Source organism: Hymenobacter metallilatus, from assembly GCF_003944705.1.
GTDB lineage: Bacteria > Bacteroidota > Bacteroidia > Cytophagales > Hymenobacteraceae > Hymenobacter > Hymenobacter metallilatus.
Genome location: NZ_RWIS01000009.1, coordinates 95,290 through 112,668 on the forward strand (window position 1 = coordinate 95,290; position 17,379 = coordinate 112,668).

Consider the following 17,379-nt stretch of genomic DNA (forward strand, 5'->3'; position numbering starts at 1 on the left):
CCGGTTAGTTCAGGCTCCGGTACCGCACCCGCTTGGGCTCCACGTCGCCGAGGCGCTTGCGCTTAGCCTCCTCGTAGTCGGAGAAGTTACCCTCAAACCACACCACCTGCGAGTCGCCCTCGAAGGCCAGGATGTGGGTGGCCAGGCGGTCCAGGAACCACCGGTCGTGGCTGATAATTACGGCGCAGCCAGCAAAGTTCTCCAGGGCATCTTCCAGGGCCCGGATGGCATTCACGTCCAGGTCATTGGTGGGCTCATCCAGCAGTAGCAGGTTAGCGCCCTGCTTGAGCGTGGTGGCCAGGTGCACCCGGTTCCGCTCCCCGCCCGAGAGGCTACCCACTTTCTTTTCCTGGTCGCCACCGCGGAAGTTGAAGTTGCTTACAAAGGCCCGGGAGTTCACCTGCCGGCCGGCCAGCAGCATGGTTTCGGTGCCCCCCGAAATGGTTTCGAATACCGATTTGTTGGGGTCCAGCGTGTCGTGCTGCTGATCAACATAAGCCGTTTGCACCGTGGGGCCCACCACGAACGTGCCCGCGTCGGGCTGCACTTGGTCGGTGATAAGACGGAACAGGGTGGTTTTACCGGCGCCGTTCGGCCCGATGATGCCCACGATACCGCCCTGGGGCAGTGAGAAGCTCAGATTATCAAACAGCAGCTTGTCGCCGAAGGCTTTGCGCAGGCCCTCGGCCTCAATCACCTGAGCGCCCAGGCGCGGACCATCCGGAATGAACAGCTCCAGCTTTTGCTCCTTCTCCTTGGAATCCTCATTTACCATCTTGTCGTAGCCGGCCAGGCGGGCCTTGCTCTTGGCCTGACGGGCCTTGGGAGCCATGCGCACCCACTCCAGCTCCCGCTGCAGGGTTTTCTGGCGTTTGCTCTCGGTTTTTTCTTCCTGCGCCAAGCGGTTGGACTTCTGCTCCAGCCATGAGCTGTAGTTGCCCTTCCACGGAATACCCTCGCCCCGGTCCAGCTCCAGAATCCAGCCGGCCACATTATCGAGGAAGTACCGGTCGTGGGTGACGGCTATAACGGTGCCTTTGTATTGCTGCAGGTGCTGCTCCAGCCACAGCACGCTCTCGGCGTCCAGGTGGTTGGTGGGTTCGTCCAGCAGCAGCACGTCGGGCTCCTGCAGCAGCAGGCGGCACAGGGCCACCCGGCGCTTTTCCCCGCCCGAGAGGTTGCCGATGATGGCTTCCTCGGGGGGCGTGCGCAAAGCGTCCATGGCCCGCTCCAGCTTGTTATCGAGGTTCCAGGCGTCGAGCTGGTCGAGGCGCTCCTGTACGGTGCCCTGGCGCTCCAGCAGCTTATCGAAGTCGGCGTCCTCAGCCCCGAAGGCTTCGTTGATTTCGTCGAATTCCTTGAGTAGGGCCACCGTTTCGGCCACGCCTTCCTCAATCACCTGGCGCACGGTTTTGGTGGCGTCCAGCTGGGGCTCCTGCTCTAGGTAGCCCACCGAGTAGCCCGGCGACCAGACCACGTCGCCCTGAATCTGCTTGTCCTGGCCGGCAATAATCTTTAGCAACGACGATTTACCTGAGCCATTGAGGCCGAGCACGCCGATTTTAGCCCCGTAGAAAAACGAGAGGTAAATGTTTTTGAGAACCTGTTTCTGAGGCGGGTACACTTTGGTTACCCCCGCCATGGAGAAGATAATGGTGGGTTGGTCAGACATAGTTGAAAGGGTGTCAGAAGTCAGAATATGAGCCGGTGGCCTTGCGGGTTTGCCGGGGCTTTCTATTTTGCAGAATGGTATACGGCCAACGGTTGGCAGTTGCGCACGGATAGCTACCCTGCGCAACCGGCTGCTCCGCCAGGGTAACCGCGGTGGTAGGTGGTCCGTAGCTCCACGGTGGCCATTACCGCGGTGCTCAATCTGGCAGTCTGCCACGGCGGCCGGAGGCTACCCGCTCAAAGGTAGGTAGCCCGCGCTAACATTCCGAAGCCCGGGCCCGGCCAAAGAATTACCCGACAACCCGTAAACTTGTACATCTTTCCGGCCCGAACTCCGACCTTTTCCACCTATTCGCTCCCCCGCTATCTGATTATGGAATCACAAGACCACTTGCTGGCCGAAGCCCGCCGTTATGGCTACATCGAGGGCGACCAGGTGTGGCTTCGCCCGCTCCTTACCTTCCCAGCCCGCCAGGTAGGTCAGGTAAAAGAATCCGCCGATGCGTCGCTGGTATATTTTGCCCAGCGCTTTTCCCTTTTTCGCGCCAAAGTAGAAGAGCTGCTCCAGAAGATTGAGGAGTCGGATAACAAAGGCTCCTACCTGATGAAAGCCTTGCACCTAAAGGAGCAGGTAGGCAGCTACGATGCGCTGGGCGACTTCGAGAGCCTCTACCACCGTCTTACCGAGGCCGAAGAATCCATCAAAGTCACCATCAACCGCAACCGGGAGAAGAACCTGGCCACCAAAATCGGGCTGATTCAGGAGGCGGAAGCGCTGCACGATACCATTGACTGGCAGGCCGGCAGCGAAAAGCTGAAGGACCTCCGCCAGGGCTGGATCAAAACCGGTCCCGTGGAGAAGCACCTGGTTGATGATCTGGAGGCCCGCTTTCAAGGCGCAGTCGATGCATTTTTTGCCCGTAAGAAAGAGTTTCTGGCCGAGAAGAAGGCCATGACCAACCGGGTGTACGACCAGTACAAAGACCTGATCCACAAATCAGAAGCACTGCAGAATTCTACTGAGTTTGAGGAAACCACCCGTAAGCTCAAAGTGCTGCAGCAGCAGTGGAAGGAAATTGACGGCACCCTGCCCCGCAAGCAAGCCAACGACCTCTGGACACGCTTCCGGGCGGCTCACAATCACTTTTTTGAGCGCCTGAAGGTGCACATCGAAAGCAAGCGGCAGGAACAGCAATTCACGCCCGGCGCCACCACCGGCGAGGATAACCTCAGCCGCAAGCGGGCCCTGGTGGCCGAGGCGCAGGCGTTGCTGCACCGCCCCATGCAGGAGGCCGTGTCCCGCGCCAAGGAGCTGCAGGCCGCCTGGAAAAAGGTGGGTCCCGTGCGCGGAGAGGAATCGGACCGGGTATGGGAGCAGTTTATCCTGGCCTGCGACAAAGTATTTGAGATGAGCGCCCTGGAGCACTACATGCGCAAGCGGCCGGTATCGGCGGAGCCTGCCACCACGCAAAGCCAGGCCGCCCTGCGGATTCAGGCGCTGCAGGAGTTCATCAAGTACGACAAGCAGGAGCAGGACGTGCTGAGCGAGAATCTGGGCAAACTCAACGACTCCCCCGGCAATGAGGCCTTCCGGACAATGCTGGAGGGCAAAATCAGGGCGTTCGACCGAAAAATTCGTACCAAAAACGAGCTGATTGCCATGTTCCGGCAGCAGCAGGTTGGCTAGCCCAACCTTGCGCAGTATTTTACGTTGTCGACAGCGAACCGCGCAACGTGAAACCGGTAATGGTGTCAGTCTGCCTGCATCGGCCGGGTTTTTGCTGTCGGCATTTCACCTTTTGACCACTTTTTTTAGTAGCACACACGACTATGTACTGGACTCTAGAACTTGCTTCGTACCTGGAAGATGCTCCCTGGCCCGCCACCAAGGACGAGCTCATTGATTACTCTATCCGTTCGGGCGCACCCATGGAAGTGGTAGAAAACCTGCAGGCTCTGGAAGACGATGGTCAGCCCTACGAAAACATCGAAGAAGTATGGCCGGACTATCCGACCAAGGAAGACTTCATGTTCAACGAAGACGAATATTAGTACCTAATGCTTGGTGCTTAGTGCCTAGCAGTGTTGTGACGCCTCTTTTTGCCTAAGCACCAAGCACTATGCACCAAGCACTAGCCATCAATAACCTGATTGCGGGGTATGGACAGCGCGTCCTGCTCCGCAATTTGTGTTTCAGAGTGCCGGGGCCGGCTTTTGTGGCGGTTATCGGCCACAATGGCTGCGGAAAAACCACCCTGTTCCGGGCGCTTACCGGGCGCATCCCGTACCAGGGTACTGCGCAGGTAGCAGGCCAGGAGCTGCGCACCATCCGGCGGCCGGCGGCCGGGGGTCTGCTGGCCCACCTGCCCCAGCGGGCCAACGTGGAGTTTTCGGTGCCGGTACGCGAGCTGGTAGTAATGGGCCGTTTCCGGCACCACCGGTTTTTGGGAGCCTACACCGCCCACGATTACGCCCTGGCCGATGCGGCCCTGGCCCGCGTGGGCGCCGCCCATCTGGCCCGGCAGGATTTTACGCTGCTCTCGGGCGGGGAGCAGCAGCTGGTGTGGCTGGCTCAGCTCAGTTTGCAGGATGCCAGCCTGTACTTGCTGGATGAGCCCACCCAGCAGCTGGATGTGTACTACCGGCGGCAGGTGTTTGCCCTGTTGGAAAGCTGGGTGCAGGAGCAAGGCAAAACCATCCTCTGCATTACCCACGACCTGGAAAACCTGGCGGAACTGCCCGGTTACGTCATCAACCTTTCCCGTCCCTCTCCTTCTCTGCTCCCGCTTTCGGCCGCCACGGTACAGACCGAGCGTGCTTTCCTGGAAAGCGAGGAAAGCTTGGCGGTGAGGTAGTGAGTTACGTAAAGCATGTCATGCAGAGGCGCAGCCGAAGCATTATCTGTCACCAGTTACCACTTACTATTTCAGCACTTCACCGTTTTCCTGGCTGCCCCCGTAGTACATGCCCAATGGAGCGCAGAAACGGCCAAGGCTTGACGGAATTCATAATCTGAAAATTGCCTATCCAGGACGTGCGCTCGTCCAGGAAATCAAAAATTCGCTCTACGGGGTTGCGCCGGAACAGGTCGGTGAAGATTTCCCGGGTTTGTTCGCCCTGGCGCTGCATAATATCCAGCAGCAGCGTATCAAACAGCCGGAATTGCCACCTGTCGCCGGTGAGGTTTTGGGGCGGGTGGCCCGTAGCAGCCAGTGCCTCCATGAGCCGTGCCGAGTGCTCCTGAATGCGCTTGAACGCATAACCAGTGCTGGCCTTGGCCCGCCCGGCCCGCGTGCCCAGATTGATGATATGAGCACCGTCGCGGGCCGGTAGCGGGTGGTCGGTCATCGGAATAGCGCCTACCTCCTCGGCCGTAATACGGTAAGTACGCCCGCCCAATAGCTGCTGTAGATAACGGCGTAGCTCTGCCTCGTACTGCGCTTTCGGCAGCACTTCAGCTGAAAACAGCGTATACTCCACCAGCGCCCGGCGCTTATCGAAAGGTAGCACGTACATGAACCGCGCCTCCCGCTGCTGCTCGCCCCGAAAGTCCATAAACTCCGCCGTTTCCGGATCAAAGGCATCCTGCTCGGTTTCTACTTCCCAGCCCACAAAGTGCTGGAGCAGATACCGGTACCGCTCCGGCCGCTGCAGCTTAGCCAGTTCCGGCGGCCGGCTGTCGAAGACGTATTGTGCCCGAAACTCGCCTTGCGGGGTGTGAGCTACGGCTCCGCCAGCAACATTGCTTACAGCGGTTACGGTGGTAGCTACGCAGGTAAACTGCGGATTATCGGCCAAGACCCGCTGCACAAACCGGTAGAAATCCAGCCCCCGAATCATCTTGTAGCGGTGTCGCGTCAGCGGAATTACCCGCTCAAATGTGGGGCTACGGAAGGCAATCTGCGTCCACTCCTTAGCCACAATACCATCGAATAGCGTGGGGGCATCGGCCCAGAACGACCAGGTCCGGTCATTCTGATTTTTCGTCTCGGGCTCCAGCAGCAGTACCCGCTTGCTGGTCAGCCGAGGCTCTTGGCTGATGTGGTAGGCCAGACTCAGCCCTGCCGCCCCACCGCCTACAATCAGGTAATCAAACTCACGGGCAGAAATGGATTCGTTGGATTTCACGGATGCAGACACGGGAGGAGCAGACTATTGAAGCACACAATACGACACGGGAGGTACTAAAGAACAACGAAAAAGCCGCTTCGTTGGAAGCGGCTTTTTCTTACGTCCATCCGACATATTAATCAGACTGCCCAAAACGAATCCGTGCAATCCGATAAATCCGTCTCAATCCGTGATTAGAAGTTCGGCGACAACAGATACTTGCTGTAGAAGTCGTCAATGATTTTCACGGCCGACTCGGCGTCGTCCACCAGCTGCACCAGGTTCATATCCTCGGGCGAGATGTTGTGCTCATCTTCCAGCATTACCTGCTGAATCCAGTCGAACATGCCCTGCCAGTACTTGGTGCCCACCAGCACAATGGGGAAGCGGCCAATTTTCTTGGTCTGAATCAGGGTAATAGCCTCGAACAGCTCATCCAGGGTGCCAAAGCCACCGGGCATACCAATAAAGCCCTGAGCGTACTTCACGAACATCACCTTCCGCACGAAGAAGTAGTCGAAGTTAATTACCTTATCGGGGTCGATGTAGGCGTTGTGGAATTGCTCGAAGGGCAGCTCAATGTTCAGGCCCACCGATTTGCCGCCCTCGGAGTGCGCGCCCTTGTTACCGGCCTCCATGATGCCGGGGCCACCGCCCGTAATAACACCGTAGCCGTGGCGCACCAGCTTAGCGGCAATTTCTTCGGCCATCTGGTAGTAAGGGTTATCGGGCTTGGTACGAGCCGAGCCGAAGATGGACACGCAGGGCCCAATCTTGGTCATCTTCTCGAAGCCCTCCACAAACTCGGCCATTACTTTGAAGATCTGCCAGGAGTCGGCAATCTTGATTTCGTTCCAGTCCTTATCCACGAAGGCCTTACGAATGCGCTGCTCGTCGTCGAGCTGTACCGTCCGTTCGCCGTGCGTTTGCTCCCGGATATCACTGATGGTTTTAACCTTGTTATCGTTAACGTTTGGCTGAACGATGGTCTGGCCGCTGCCAGCATTCAGGACTTCGTCAGCCACCTTCGTGCGACTGGTTTTTTTGAGCTTCGCCATAATAGCTACTGGTGAAAATTGGGCGCGGACGGCCGCCTGCGCACAGGCGCTGGCAGCCCGAGTGGGAATTATCCGCACCAGGTACACAATGAAAAAAAGGCAAAAAGAAAGCCGCCCCCACGGAAGAAGAGGGCGACCCAAGGTAGCGACCGGCAAGTTAACAATTTGTTAACACTGCGCTAAGAAACGAATATGGGAAATGTGAACAAGGTGCGGAATGAGAGAAATGTACTCAATGTGAGAATACTAGATACACATTCCGAACATTTCCCGCATTCTGCACATTACCGTTTACTGCGCCCGAATGGCAATAACCGGATCAAGGTTAGAGGCCAGCACAGCCGGTATGATGCCAGCCAGCACGCCAATCACCACCGATACCGTGAGGCCCAGGGAGATATTGCCGGCCGACAGAAACAAGGGCAGCGCATCCTGGGGCAGCAGCGTAATCAGGAACACCAGCAAAATGCCGGCCCCGCCGCCCAGCAAACACAGAAACACTGCCTCAAACAGAAACTGGAACAGCACGAAGTAGTTTTTGGCCCCCAACGACTTCTGAATACCAATGATATTGGTACGCTCCTTCACCGACACGAACATGATGTTGGCAATGCCAAATCCGCCTACCAGCATGGCAAAGCCCCCAATCACCCACCCGGCAATACCAATAACCGAGAACAGTTGGGTAATGGCATTGGCCAGCAGCTCGGGTCGGTTTAGGGCAAAGGAATCGTCTTCGCGGGGTTTGAGGCCCCGGATAACGCGCATGTTGCCCTGAATTTCCGCCTCCAGATTCAGCAGCCCCGGGTCGTCGTCGCGGCCCTTTATGGCAATGGTTGGCTGCGCTCCGCCCATACCATTGGTGCTAAGCTGAAAGATCTTGGTGAAAGAGGTAAACGGAATGTAGCAGTTCGTATCGTTGCTGGGCGTATCGAGCAGCTTTTTGCCTTCCTTCTGCATTACTCCTATAATGGTGTAGCGCTGCCCTTTTGCCTTGAACACCTGGCCAACTGCCGAACCGTTCGGAAATAGATTGTGCGCAATATCATAGCCGACAATGGCTACGTTGCGAGCCGCATTCATCTCCTGCTGCGTAAAATAGCGGCCCTCCGCTACCGGCACATCCGATACCCGGCGGTAATCGAAGCTGATACCCTGAATGGCACAGTCGCTGACGGAGTTGGAGCCGGCTTTAAGTGTATTGCCTCCCGTAGCCGCAAAAATGGCTACCCCATTGTGGCTGGCCGGGTTCAGCGTCCGTTGGATTTCGCGAAACTCCCGCACCGTGGGTACAGGCCGGTTAAAGTATTTCCACCACGGATAGTCACCGCCGAAGGCCCAGGGCCACTTTTGCACGTAAATCACCTTGTCACCCACGAAGCTCATACTGTCGCGGATGTTCTTCTCCAGGGAGTCGACGATGGTGAATACGGCAATGATGGCAAAAATACCGACCGTAACGCCCAGCAGCGAGAGAATGGTGCGGAGCAGATTGGCTTTCAGGGCTTGCCAGGCGAAGCGAAAACTTTCCAGCGTGAGGCGCAGTGCTTTCATGCGGCGAAGGGGGTCAGGAAAGGGCGTGGAAAGGGCAATAAGCAGATTTCGGGCGAAAAGTAACGATTCTTCCGACTATTCTATGTAATTTCGCGGCTCAATTTTTTCCCTTAGGTTCCCCACCTATTGCCCTGTCTGGCCCATGAAGCTTTCTGAGTTCAAATTTGACCTGCCTGAAAACCTGTTGGCACAGCATCCCGCCAAAAATCGTGACGAGTCGCGCTTAATGGTGCTGCACCGTGACAGTGGCAAAATCGAGCACCGTACCTTCAAGGATATCCTGGAGTATTTCACGGAAGGCGACGTGTTTGTTGTGAATGACACGAAGGTGTTTCCGGCCCGCCTGTATGGCAATAAGGAAAAAACCGGCGCGCAGATTGAGGTGTTTCTGCTGCGTGAGCTGAACAAGGAAATTCACCTGTGGGATGTGCTGGTTGACCCGGCTCGTAAAATCCGGGTGGGCAATAAGCTGTACTTTGGTGAGTCGGACATGGTAGCCGAGGTTATCGACAACACCACTTCCCGCGGCCGTACCATCAAGTTCCTGTTTGATGGCTCGGACGAGGAGTTCTACAAAGCCCTGCACGATTTGGGCGAGACGCCCATTCCGAAAGATTTCATCACCCGCGAAACGGAGGCCGCCGACAAAGAGCGGTATCAGACGATTTACGCCAAGCACACCGGGGCCGTGGCCGCGCCTTCGGCCGGTTTGCACTTCACCCGCGAGGTAATGAAGCGTCTGGAAATCAAGGGCGTAGAAGTAGTACCGGTAACCCTGCACGTGGGCCTGGGCACCTTCCGCACCGTGGACGTGGAAGATCTGACCAAGCACAAGATGGATTCCGAGAACTTTATTGTTCCGGCCGAGTCGGCAGTGGTGGTAAACAAGGCCCTGGATGCCAAGAAGCGGGTGTGCGCCATCGGCACGACTTCCATGCGGGCCATGGAGTCGTCGGTGTCGGCCAACTCGCGCCTGAAGCCCACCGAAGGCTGGACTGATAAGTTTATCTTTCCGCCTTACGACTTCAAAATTGCTAATTGCCTGCTCACGAACTTTCATACTCCCGAAAGCACGCTGATGATGATGGCCTCGGCCTTTGCGGGGCACGAGTTGCTTATTGAAGCCTACCAGACGGCTATAAAGGAGAAGTATAAGTTTTTCAGCTACGGTGACGCCATGCTGGTTCTGTAAGACAAACCACCTGCATATTCGTCCGGTTTTGCTAGGCTGGCCCGGTTACCTTTGGTGACCGGGCTTTTTGCTGATCAGACCCGGACTTACCCTCTACTCTTCACGTTTTATACCCTCATGTCCCGAAACCGATACGCCATACTTGTAGCCGGAGGCAGCGGCACGCGCATGGGCGCCGACCGTCCCAAGCAGTTTCTGGAGCTGGCCGGGGAGCCGGTGCTGGTGCATACGCTGCGGCGGTTTGCGGCGCCCGAGCTAGGCGTACAGGAGTTGGTGGTGGTGCTGCCAGCGGAGCAGTTTGCCGCCTGGGAGCGTATTTGTGCTGACTTTCGGGTAACCATCCCGCACGCGGTAGTGGCGGGCGGCGCTACGCGCTGGGCTTCGGTGCGCAACGGCCTGGCACATCTGGCCGCTCACGAGGGCGGGGTAGTAGCGGTGCACGACGGAGTACGGCCCCTTACCCCACTCCCTGTTATTGAAGCCACCTACCAGGCGGCATACAACCACGGCGCGGCCGTGGCGGCAGTTGTACCCAAAGACTCGGTGCGGGGACTTAACCAACAGGGTTCCTATGCGCTCAACCGTAGCCGTTTACGTTTGGTACAAACACCACAGTGCTTTGAACTGGGCCTCCTGCAGCGAGCCTACACGCTACCGGAGCTAACCACTTTCACCGACGACGCCAGTGTAGTGGAAGATCTGCATCCTATTTATCTGGTAGAAGGAGACTACCGCAACCTCAAAATCACAACCCCGGAGGATTTGCTTCTGGCCGAAGCGTTACTGCGCCGCTAACAAAAAGCCGGCCCCTGAATGGGGCCGGCTTTTTGTTAGCGGCGCAGTAACTGGTGGTATTACAGTCGGCCGCCAACCCGGATGGTGCGCGTATTACCGTTTACCGTAATAGTGGCAATGTTATCACAAGCCTGGGTACCGGTAGGGTCGTAGTTCAGCAGAAGCTCTTTTTCCTTGGAGGTCAACACCTTTACCGTGCCTGCCACGAAAGTGCGGGCGCATCCGGCCTGAAACTTCTTGATCAGCGGCTGCTGCACGGTGGCCGTGTAGCTGACGCCCTTGCGGTTGGTACCCGTAGCCTGCCCCGTAACGCTGTACTCATCATCGGCAATGGTGCGGGTGCCAAAACCAGCGGTGCGCGTGTACTGACGCTGGGAGGTCCAGGAGTGCGTACCGGCCGTGGTGGTAATGCTGGCATTCTGCACATCCAGGCTCCAGGAGCCCTGCCCCAGGTTGGTGATGGTACGGGTACCCGTGTGCAGATTATCGTTGCGGTAGTAGTTTACCAGCGTGATAGTGACTGTAGAGCCGGTCTGACGGTAGCCACCATTGAACACCGCTACAATTTTTCCGCGCCGCGCCACTCCATTGGGGCCCACGCAGTTGGTGGTGCCGAAATCCAGCGTAAGGGTGCGGGTAGCAGCATCATAAGTGCGGGTTACACAGGAGCCGGCCACCCGGCTCAGGTCGGTGGGTTCGGCGGCGGGGCTGCCGGATACGGCGGCATCGGAGGGGGAGCCAGCTTCTACCAGATCGGCTACGGTAGCATTTTCATCTTCTGCCAGACTTTGGTCTTCTGCCGATACGGCCGCATCGACGGTTGATTGGGGGTCGTTGGATTTATCGCAGGAAGCCAGCAGAAGCGAGGTAGAAGCCAGTGCAGCAAAGCCGAGGGTGCGGAATACGGAGCGTTTCATGAGAGAAAAAAGTAAGACGTGAAGACGTGGCGAAATGGGGTAGTGAAGAGCTCTTTCGCTGGGTTGGAGAAGAAAGCTACTGTAGAGTTTAATGAGGATGGGAACTTTTTTTAAAAATCTATTCCCCAACCCACCCCCTACCCGCCCGTATAGAAAGAGGAACTACCCCCACCCAACCCCCTGATCCTATGCTGGTTTCCGTGCGCATTTATGCTATTGTGCTGCTTGCACTGGCTGCCTGCACCGAAGCGGCCAGCAACAAAGACCCGGTACAGGAAGCAAAATTCCAGAATGAGAGGCGGATCGGGGAGGAGGCTGTTACAAAGCGGCAGATCCGGGACGCTGAGTTTGTGGTAGATGCTGCCAGCCGGAAAATGCTGTTGCTGGAAATCAGCCAGCTGGCCGTACGCAAAGCCACTTCTGCCGATACCAGGTATACCGCCCAGAATGTAACAGCCCAGACTACCGGGCTACTGACCACTCTCAAAGCCCTGGCTCAGCAAAAAAATATTACCCTTCCCACTGGTCTTGCGGAAACGCAGGCCACACAGGCCGGCGAGTTAACCGGACTCACCGGCGCCGCTTTCGACCAGGAATACAGCAAGAGACTACGCTCTTTGCTGGAAACGGAAGAAGATGCGGCCGATGATATGAAGGACGACGCCTACGACCCGGACATCCGGACGCTGGCGGCCCAGCAGCTGACGGTACTTCAGGACCTGGGCCGCGCCGCTGGGGTACTGCACGATAAACTTACGCCCTGATTGCCCCTATTCTTTCCATTTACCTTTTCTTAACCAACATGAAATTCCGCATCCTTCCTTTCCTCACCCTTGGTGCCGGCTTGCTGCTGGCCAGCTGCAGCGACGCTGAGAAACGCACAGATGGTACAGCCGGCGAAGCTGTAAGCGACATGGACAAAGCCGCTGATGAAGGCGGTGTACAGGCCGACGCAGTGGTAATTGATAATAACGCCGGCCCTACTGTAACGGCAGATGCCGATTCGGTGGCTACCGCCGACTCAGCAGCCACGCGCTAATTTTTCCTACCCTCATTTTCGCTTCTTACCCAACCCACTTTCCTATGAAACGCATTCTTTTGTCCGTCTCGTGTATTGGCCTGCTTAGCCTTAGCGCCTGCAACACCACTCCCACCGATACCACCTCCTCGGGCACTACGGCTGAAACCACTACCGCGACCAGCACCGAAATGCCGGCCTCCACTGACACAGCTATGGCTACGGAAGCTGGTCCTACCGCTCCGCACGCTACCGATGCGGAGTTTATGCAATCTGCCGCGCACAGCGACCAGAACGAAATTCAACTCAGCAAGCTGGCCCTGGAAAAAGGTGTGACTGGTATGGCGAAAGACCACGCCAACCAGATGATTACCGACCACACCAAATCAACGGCTGATCTGAAGCCCATAGCTCAGAAAAAAGGCGTAACGCTTCCTACTGACATGGATGCCGAGCACAAAACGCTGGCCGAGCAGATGCGCAGCTTGTCAGGTAAAGACCTGGAGAAAAAGTACATGGATCAGATGGTACTGGACCACCAAAAAACGGCTAACACCATGGTGGCCCATCAAACCATGACCCAGGACGCTGACTTACAGGCCTTCATTGGCAAAACGCTGCCCGTTGTACAGTCTCATCTGACCATGTTTAAGCAGCACAGCGGCATGTAACCCATGCTATGCTTATCAGTGGTGTGCCTGTGCCACCCTGACTACCAATATGCCGGAGCAGCTACCGGAACAAAAGGCCCCCCAGACCAAGTGTCTGGGGGGCCTTTTGTTCCGGTAGCTGGCTGTTTGTCCTAGCGCCGGGCAGTATAGCTGGAGGTTGAAGCAGGAAGAGAATGAATGTGTTTGCCAGTTGGAGTGGTAAGCGGGACGCGGTGCTCCTCAGGCAGCCTGGTTTGGGTGGTTATGGCTTTGCCGGTTTCGACGGATGCAAATGGCTTGGGAGGGGTGGTAGCTATGGCAATGGCAAGCAGTGCCGGAAACACGAGAACTTTCATGCGCGGGAACGTGGGAGGGAGAAAGGCCTAAACTAGAAAATATCCTGACTTCTGCCAACTGTCTGCTATAAACAAGAGGGTTAGCTACGGGCCAAATAGAAATATCTGAGGAAGCAATAAGAAACTGTTCATTCTGCCGTTCCCTGAGCCACTGCGGCCGGTACCGGCTCAGCTTAATCCGACTCAGGCTGCAAAGCCCGTAACCTGGGTTCATTACTTCGCGGGCCCTACTGCCACTGCCTGCCACTGCAACTCATACGAATCACAACGCAGGGCATTGATATTCATACGGAAGTGGCCTTTAGCCGTTCTTCCGGTAACCTAGCCACTCAGGCTGAAGCACCAAGCCGTAGCGCCACCGTTTGGCGGCTCGCAGAGGCGGCCTGAGATAGTTCCACCACTTACGGCAAAGGTGCCTTTAGCAGGACCAGCAGCCCTCTGTTGCTCCAGCTTACCGTCGCAGGGCCAGTAGCCTGTAAACGTGACGTTGCTCACGGTTTTACCATCGGGTGCCAGCACAAAGCTTAGGCTGTCACCTTTCATTCCATTAAGGACTTTGCCCTTGAAAAGCGTACCCACGGCGGGTACGTTGGGAGGCACGCTGGCCGTCAGGCTCAGCAGCAGAGGTAGCAGCAATGCACGCATAAGAGCATAGAAAAAGGGGCCGGGAAAGTAAATTTTTCCGGCCCCTTTCACAACTCATAGTCCAAGTTATACCTCGGCGTATTTGCTCATCTTCAACTCCTCGGCTAGGAAGCGCCCGGTGTGGCCCTTGCCGGCTTTAGCTACCTGCTCAGGTGTGCCCTGAGCCACAATGGTGCCACCGCCCGCGCCACCTTCAGGCCCAATATCAATCAGGTGGTCGGCTACTTTGATCAGGTCGAGGTTGTGCTCGATGATGAGAACGGTGTTGCCTTTGTCGGCGAGCTTGTGCAGCACTACCGAAAGGTGGTTGATGTCCTCGAAGTGCAGGCCGGTGGTGGGCTCGTCGAGGATGTAGAACGTCTTGCCAGTGTCCTTTTTGCTGAGCTCGGTGGCCAGCTTCACGCGCTGGGCCTCACCGCCCGACAGCGTGGTGGCCTGCTGGCCCAGCGTGAGGTAACCCAGACCTACTTCGTTCAGGGTCTGGATTTTGCGCAGGATGCGAGGCTGGAACTCGAAGAACTCCACGGCTTTTTCCACGGTCATGTCCAGCACGTCGGTGATGCTCTTGCCTTTGAAGCGCACTTCCAGCGTTTCGCGGTTGTAGCGGCGGCCTTTGCAGGTTTCGCAGGGCACGTGCACGTCGGGCAGGAAGTTCATTTCGATGGTACGCATGCCGGCTCCCTCGCAGGTTTCGCAGCGCCCGCCCTTCACGTTGAAGGAGAAGCGCCCCGGCCCGTATCCGCGGATTTTGGCCTCGGGCAGGTTGGCAAACAGCTGGCGGATTTCGGTGAACACGCCGGTGTAGGTGGCCGGGTTGGAGCGCGGCGTGCGCCCAATCGGCGACTGGTCCACCTCAATCACCTTATCGATAAACTCCAGGCCCTCAATCTTATCATAGGCTAGCGGCTCGCGCTTGGCGTTGAAGAAGTGCTGGTTAAGAATCGGGTAGAGCGTATCGTGAATGAGCGAGGACTTGCCCGAGCCCGATACGCCCGTAACGGCAATGAGCTTGCCCAGCGGAAACTTGGCCGTTACATTTTTGAGGTTGTGGCCTTTGGCCCCGCGCAGCACCAGCTCGTTGCCTTCGCCGGCCCGCTTTTTCTTGCGCAGCTCAATGTGCTTCTGCCCGCTGAGGTACTGGGAGGTGAGCGAGCCGCTGGTGAAGATTTCGGAGGGTGTGCCGGAAGCCACAATCTGGCCACCGTGGATGCCCGCGCCGGGGCCGATGTCCAGCACGTGGTCGGCGTGCAGGATCATGTCTTTGTCGTGCTCCACCACAATCACCGAGTTGCCCAGGTCGCGCAGATGCTGTAGGGCCTTGATGAGCCGCTCGTTGTCGCGCTGGTGCAACCCGATGCTGGGCTCGTCCATGATGTAGAGCACGCCCACCAGCTGGGTACCGATTTGGGTGGCCAGACGGATGCGCTGCGACTCGCCGCCTGAGAGCGTGCGCACCGAGCGGTGCAGGTTCAGGTAGTCGAGGCCCACTTCCAGCAAAAAGCCGATGCGCTTGCGGATTTCCTTCAGCAGCTCGCGCGCAATCAGGTTCTGGCGCTCCGAAAGGCGGTCTTCCAGCCCTTCAAACCAGGCGGCCAGCTCGCTCAAATCCATCACCGACAGCTCGCCGATGTGGTGGTCGGCAATCTTGAAGTGCAGGCTTTCCTTTTTGAGGCGGAAGCCGTGACACTCGGGGCACTCCTTGGCCTGGGTGTACTGCTGAATCCACTCCCGGATGTTGTCGGACTCCGACTCCATCTGACGGCGCAGGAACGGAATGATGCCCTCGAAGGGCTCGGTGTAATTGGCCTTTTTGGGGTCGGCGTCCTCGTCCTCGGGCACGCCATGCAGCAGCCGCTCCACCAAGTCAACGGGCAGCTTTTCAATGGGCGTGCTGAGGCTGGCTTTGTGCTTTTTCAGGATGAGGCCCAGCTGCTGAAAAATCCAGATGTCCCGGTACTCGCCCAGAGGCGCAATACCGCCGCGGCTGATGCTGAGCTTCTTATCGGGCATCACCGTTTCCTCGGTAATTTCCTGCACCTCGCCCAGGCCGTTGCAGGTGGGGCAGGCGCCGTAGGGCGAGTTGAAGCTGAACGTGTTGGGAGCCGGGTCGTCGTAGGCAATACCGGTGGCCGGGTCCATCAGGAAGCGGGAGAAGAACTGGGTGTTGTCCTTCTTCTTGTCGGCATCCAGTACCAGCATGGTGCCTTTGCCCTGGGTGAGGGCATTCTGCACCGAGCCGGAGAGGCGGAACCGGTCTTCCTCCTTCACCACCAGCCGGTCGATGACGATTTCGATGTCGTGAATTTTGTAGCGGTCCACCTGCATCTTGGGCGTGAGGTCGAGCAGCTCGCCATCTACCCGCACTTTGGTGAAGCCCAGCTTGGCCACCTGCTGAAACAGCTCCCGGTAGTGGCCTTTGCGGCCCTTTACCACCGGAGCCAGCACCACCAGCTTCCGGCCGTCGTACTCTTTCAGGATATAGTTGATGATCTGGTCGTCGCTCTGCCGGATCATCTTCTGGCCCGTGGCGTAGCTGAACGCCTCGGCGGTGCGGGCGTAAAGCAGGCGCAGGAAGTCGTAAATCTCGGTGATGGTGCCGACGGTGGAGCGGGGGTTGCGCGAGGTGGTTTTCTGCTCGATGCTGATAACCGGCGACAGGCCCTCAATCTTGTCCACGTCGGGCCGTTCCAGCCCGCCCATGAAGCTGCGGGCGTAGGCCGAAAATGTTTCCATGTAGCGGCGCTGGCCCTCGGCGTAGATGGTATCAAATGCCAACGACGACTTGCCCGAGCCCGAAATACCGGTAAACACCACCAGCCGCCCCCGCGGAATCTGCACCGATACGTTCTTGAGGTTGTGCTCCCGGGCCCCGTATACTTCGATGTAGGGCGCTTCCAGGTCGGCGGGGCCCAGCAGCTGCCCTGTAATGCGGGCCTGGTTTTCCAGCACGGCCTCGCTCACCTGCTCCTGGCGCGGCACGGCCTGCACGGCGGCGGTGCCGTGGTGGTTGGTGCCATCGGCTACGGCGGCCGCGGTGGATGTGGGCGCTTTTGGGGCTTTCGTATTTTTTGGTGTCTTGCGGGATGCGGCAGCTGCAACCGGAGCCTCGGATGCTACCGGAGCAGCCGCTGTGGATGCCTTGGCCGACCGGGCCGCTTTGGCAGCCGGCTTGGCAATGGAGGAAGAAGAGGCAGCAGTTGATTTCTTGGCCATGCGGCAGCGAAGCGGATAAGTCTGCAAAAGTACGTAAAACAGGCCCGGCAGGCTACCCTTACTAGTTTAATTGCCAGTCATTTTAGCGTTACCTGCACCAGCACGCCTTTTAACGTGGCTGGTGCAGATAGTCCGTAACAACGGCCACGCCGGAAATGTCCCGACTGAAGTTGAAGTTCTTTGGGAAGTCAACCGACTTC

15 protein-coding genes are annotated in these 17,379 nt (G+C 57.6%); 8 read left to right on the plus strand and 7 right to left on the minus strand.

All coding sequences use genetic code 11. The annotated features are described in order from the left end of the window. Positions 1 to 4: 4 nt before the first annotated feature. Positions 5 to 1,672: an energy-dependent translational throttle protein EttA gene (gene ettA / locus EI290_RS13965; RefSeq protein ID WP_125431496.1), complete on the minus strand. Its 1,668-nt coding sequence runs from the start codon at positions 1,670 to 1,672 to the stop codon at positions 5 to 7. Positions 1,673 to 2,044: 372 nt separating this feature from the next. On the opposite strand from ettA, the gene EI290_RS13970 reads away from it, so the two are divergent. The 3 genes from EI290_RS13970 (at position 2,045) to EI290_RS13980 (ending at position 4,526) form a co-directional block, all read left to right on the plus strand. Continuing rightward, positions 2,045 to 3,358, plus strand: a complete 1,314-nt coding sequence (locus tag EI290_RS13970; RefSeq protein ID WP_125431499.1) for a DUF349 domain-containing protein — start codon at positions 2,045 to 2,047, stop codon at positions 3,356 to 3,358. A 143-nt stretch (positions 3,359 to 3,501) separates the two neighbouring features. After that, positions 3,502 to 3,723 carry a DUF2795 domain-containing protein gene (locus tag EI290_RS13975; protein WP_019948259.1) on the plus strand — a complete coding sequence of 74 codons (222 nt, stop codon included), beginning with the start codon at positions 3,502 to 3,504 and terminating at the stop codon, positions 3,721 to 3,723. A 68-nt stretch (positions 3,724 to 3,791) separates the two neighbouring features. Next, positions 3,792 to 4,526, plus strand: a complete 735-nt coding sequence (locus EI290_RS13980) for an ABC transporter ATP-binding protein (RefSeq protein WP_246008956.1) — start codon at positions 3,792 to 3,794, stop codon at positions 4,524 to 4,526. Between the two features lie 79 nt (positions 4,527 to 4,605). On the opposite strand, the gene EI290_RS13985 is transcribed toward EI290_RS13980, so the two are convergent. The 3 genes from EI290_RS13985 to EI290_RS13995 form a co-directional block, all read right to left on the minus strand. After that, positions 4,606 to 5,811: a lycopene cyclase family protein gene (locus EI290_RS13985; protein WP_125431502.1), complete on the minus strand. Its 1,206-nt coding sequence runs from the start codon at positions 5,809 to 5,811 to the stop codon at positions 4,606 to 4,608. A gap of 164 nt (positions 5,812 to 5,975) precedes the next feature. After that, the gene (locus EI290_RS13990; protein ID WP_125431505.1) at positions 5,976 to 6,839 is read right to left on the minus strand and encodes an LOG family protein; all 864 of its coding nucleotides are present in this window, start codon (positions 6,837 to 6,839) and stop codon (positions 5,976 to 5,978) included. 291 nt (positions 6,840 to 7,130) lie between these two features. Next, positions 7,131 to 8,393 (minus strand): ABC transporter permease, encoded by a 1,263-nt coding sequence (locus tag EI290_RS13995; RefSeq protein ID WP_125431508.1) that lies wholly within the window; start codon positions 8,391 to 8,393, stop codon positions 7,131 to 7,133. Positions 8,394 to 8,535: 142 nt separating this feature from the next. Between EI290_RS13995 and queA the strand changes: the two genes are divergently transcribed. Further along, positions 8,536 to 9,585 (plus strand): tRNA preQ1(34) S-adenosylmethionine ribosyltransferase-isomerase QueA, encoded by a 1,050-nt coding sequence (gene queA, locus EI290_RS14000; RefSeq protein ID WP_125431511.1) that lies wholly within the window; start codon positions 8,536 to 8,538, stop codon positions 9,583 to 9,585. A 117-nt stretch (positions 9,586 to 9,702) separates the two neighbouring features. Further along, a complete protein-coding gene (locus EI290_RS14005) occupies positions 9,703 to 10,380 on the plus strand; it encodes a 2-C-methyl-D-erythritol 4-phosphate cytidylyltransferase (RefSeq protein WP_125431514.1) in 678 nt (225 codons plus the stop codon). 59 nt (positions 10,381 to 10,439) lie between these two features. Here the strand turns inward: EI290_RS14005 and EI290_RS14010 are convergent, their stop codons facing one another. Then, entirely contained in the window at positions 10,440 to 11,297 is an 858-nt protein-coding gene (locus tag EI290_RS14010; protein ID WP_125431517.1) for a hypothetical protein, read from the minus strand. A gap of 188 nt (positions 11,298 to 11,485) precedes the next feature. Between EI290_RS14010 and EI290_RS14015 the strand changes: the two genes are divergently transcribed. Genes EI290_RS14015 through EI290_RS14025 form a run of 3 tightly spaced genes read left to right on the plus strand, consistent with a single transcriptional unit; the run spans position 11,486 to position 12,986 of the window. Continuing rightward, entirely contained in the window at positions 11,486 to 12,061 is a 576-nt protein-coding gene (locus EI290_RS14015) for a DUF4142 domain-containing protein (RefSeq protein ID WP_125431520.1), read from the plus strand. A 38-nt stretch (positions 12,062 to 12,099) separates the two neighbouring features. Then, on the plus strand, positions 12,100 to 12,336 hold the full coding sequence (locus tag EI290_RS14020) for a hypothetical protein (protein ID WP_125431524.1): 237 nt from the start codon (positions 12,100 to 12,102) through the stop codon (positions 12,334 to 12,336). A gap of 44 nt (positions 12,337 to 12,380) precedes the next feature. Then, positions 12,381 to 12,986: a DUF4142 domain-containing protein gene (locus tag EI290_RS14025; protein ID WP_125431527.1), complete on the plus strand. Its 606-nt coding sequence runs from the start codon at positions 12,381 to 12,383 to the stop codon at positions 12,984 to 12,986. Between the two features lie 656 nt (positions 12,987 to 13,642). On the opposite strand, the gene EI290_RS14035 is transcribed toward EI290_RS14025, so the two are convergent. Beyond that, positions 13,643 to 13,966, minus strand: coding sequence for a hypothetical protein (locus tag EI290_RS14035; protein WP_125431533.1), 324 nt, complete (start codon positions 13,964 to 13,966; stop codon positions 13,643 to 13,645). Positions 13,967 to 14,032: 66 nt separating this feature from the next. After that, positions 14,033 to 17,179 (minus strand): excinuclease ABC subunit UvrA, encoded by a 3,147-nt coding sequence (gene uvrA / locus EI290_RS14040; RefSeq protein WP_125431536.1) that lies wholly within the window; start codon positions 17,177 to 17,179, stop codon positions 14,033 to 14,035. Positions 17,180 to 17,379 lie beyond the last annotated feature (200 nt).

Excerpts from the sequence above, each read along its gene's own strand:
- ettA (WP_125431496.1), bottom strand. The coding sequence starts at position 1,672 with ATGTCTGACCAACCCACCATTATCTTCTCCATGGCGGGGGTAACCAAA.
- EI290_RS13970 (WP_125431499.1), top strand. The coding sequence starts at position 2,045 with ATGGAATCACAAGACCACTTGCTGGCCGAAGCCCGCCGTTATGGCTAC.
- EI290_RS13975 (WP_019948259.1), top strand. The coding sequence starts at position 3,502 with ATGTACTGGACTCTAGAACTTGCTTCGTACCTGGAAGATGCTCCCTGG.
- EI290_RS13980 (WP_246008956.1), top strand. The coding sequence starts at position 3,792 with ATGCACCAAGCACTAGCCATCAATAACCTGATTGCGGGGTATGGACAG.
- EI290_RS13990 (WP_125431505.1), bottom strand. The coding sequence starts at position 6,839 with ATGGCGAAGCTCAAAAAAACCAGTCGCACGAAGGTGGCTGACGAAGTC.
- EI290_RS13995 (WP_125431508.1), bottom strand. The coding sequence starts at position 8,393 with ATGAAAGCACTGCGCCTCACGCTGGAAAGTTTTCGCTTCGCCTGGCAA.
- queA (WP_125431511.1), top strand. The coding sequence starts at position 8,536 with ATGAAGCTTTCTGAGTTCAAATTTGACCTGCCTGAAAACCTGTTGGCA.
- EI290_RS14005 (WP_125431514.1), top strand. The coding sequence starts at position 9,703 with ATGTCCCGAAACCGATACGCCATACTTGTAGCCGGAGGCAGCGGCACG.
- EI290_RS14010 (WP_125431517.1), bottom strand. The coding sequence starts at position 11,297 with ATGAAACGCTCCGTATTCCGCACCCTCGGCTTTGCTGCACTGGCTTCT.
- EI290_RS14015 (WP_125431520.1), top strand. The coding sequence starts at position 11,486 with ATGCTGGTTTCCGTGCGCATTTATGCTATTGTGCTGCTTGCACTGGCT.
- EI290_RS14020 (WP_125431524.1), top strand. The coding sequence starts at position 12,100 with ATGAAATTCCGCATCCTTCCTTTCCTCACCCTTGGTGCCGGCTTGCTG.
- EI290_RS14025 (WP_125431527.1), top strand. The coding sequence starts at position 12,381 with ATGAAACGCATTCTTTTGTCCGTCTCGTGTATTGGCCTGCTTAGCCTT.
- EI290_RS14035 (WP_125431533.1), bottom strand. The coding sequence starts at position 13,966 with ATGCGTGCATTGCTGCTACCTCTGCTGCTGAGCCTGACGGCCAGCGTG.
- uvrA (WP_125431536.1), bottom strand. The coding sequence starts at position 17,179 with ATGGCCAAGAAATCAACTGCTGCCTCTTCTTCCTCCATTGCCAAGCCG.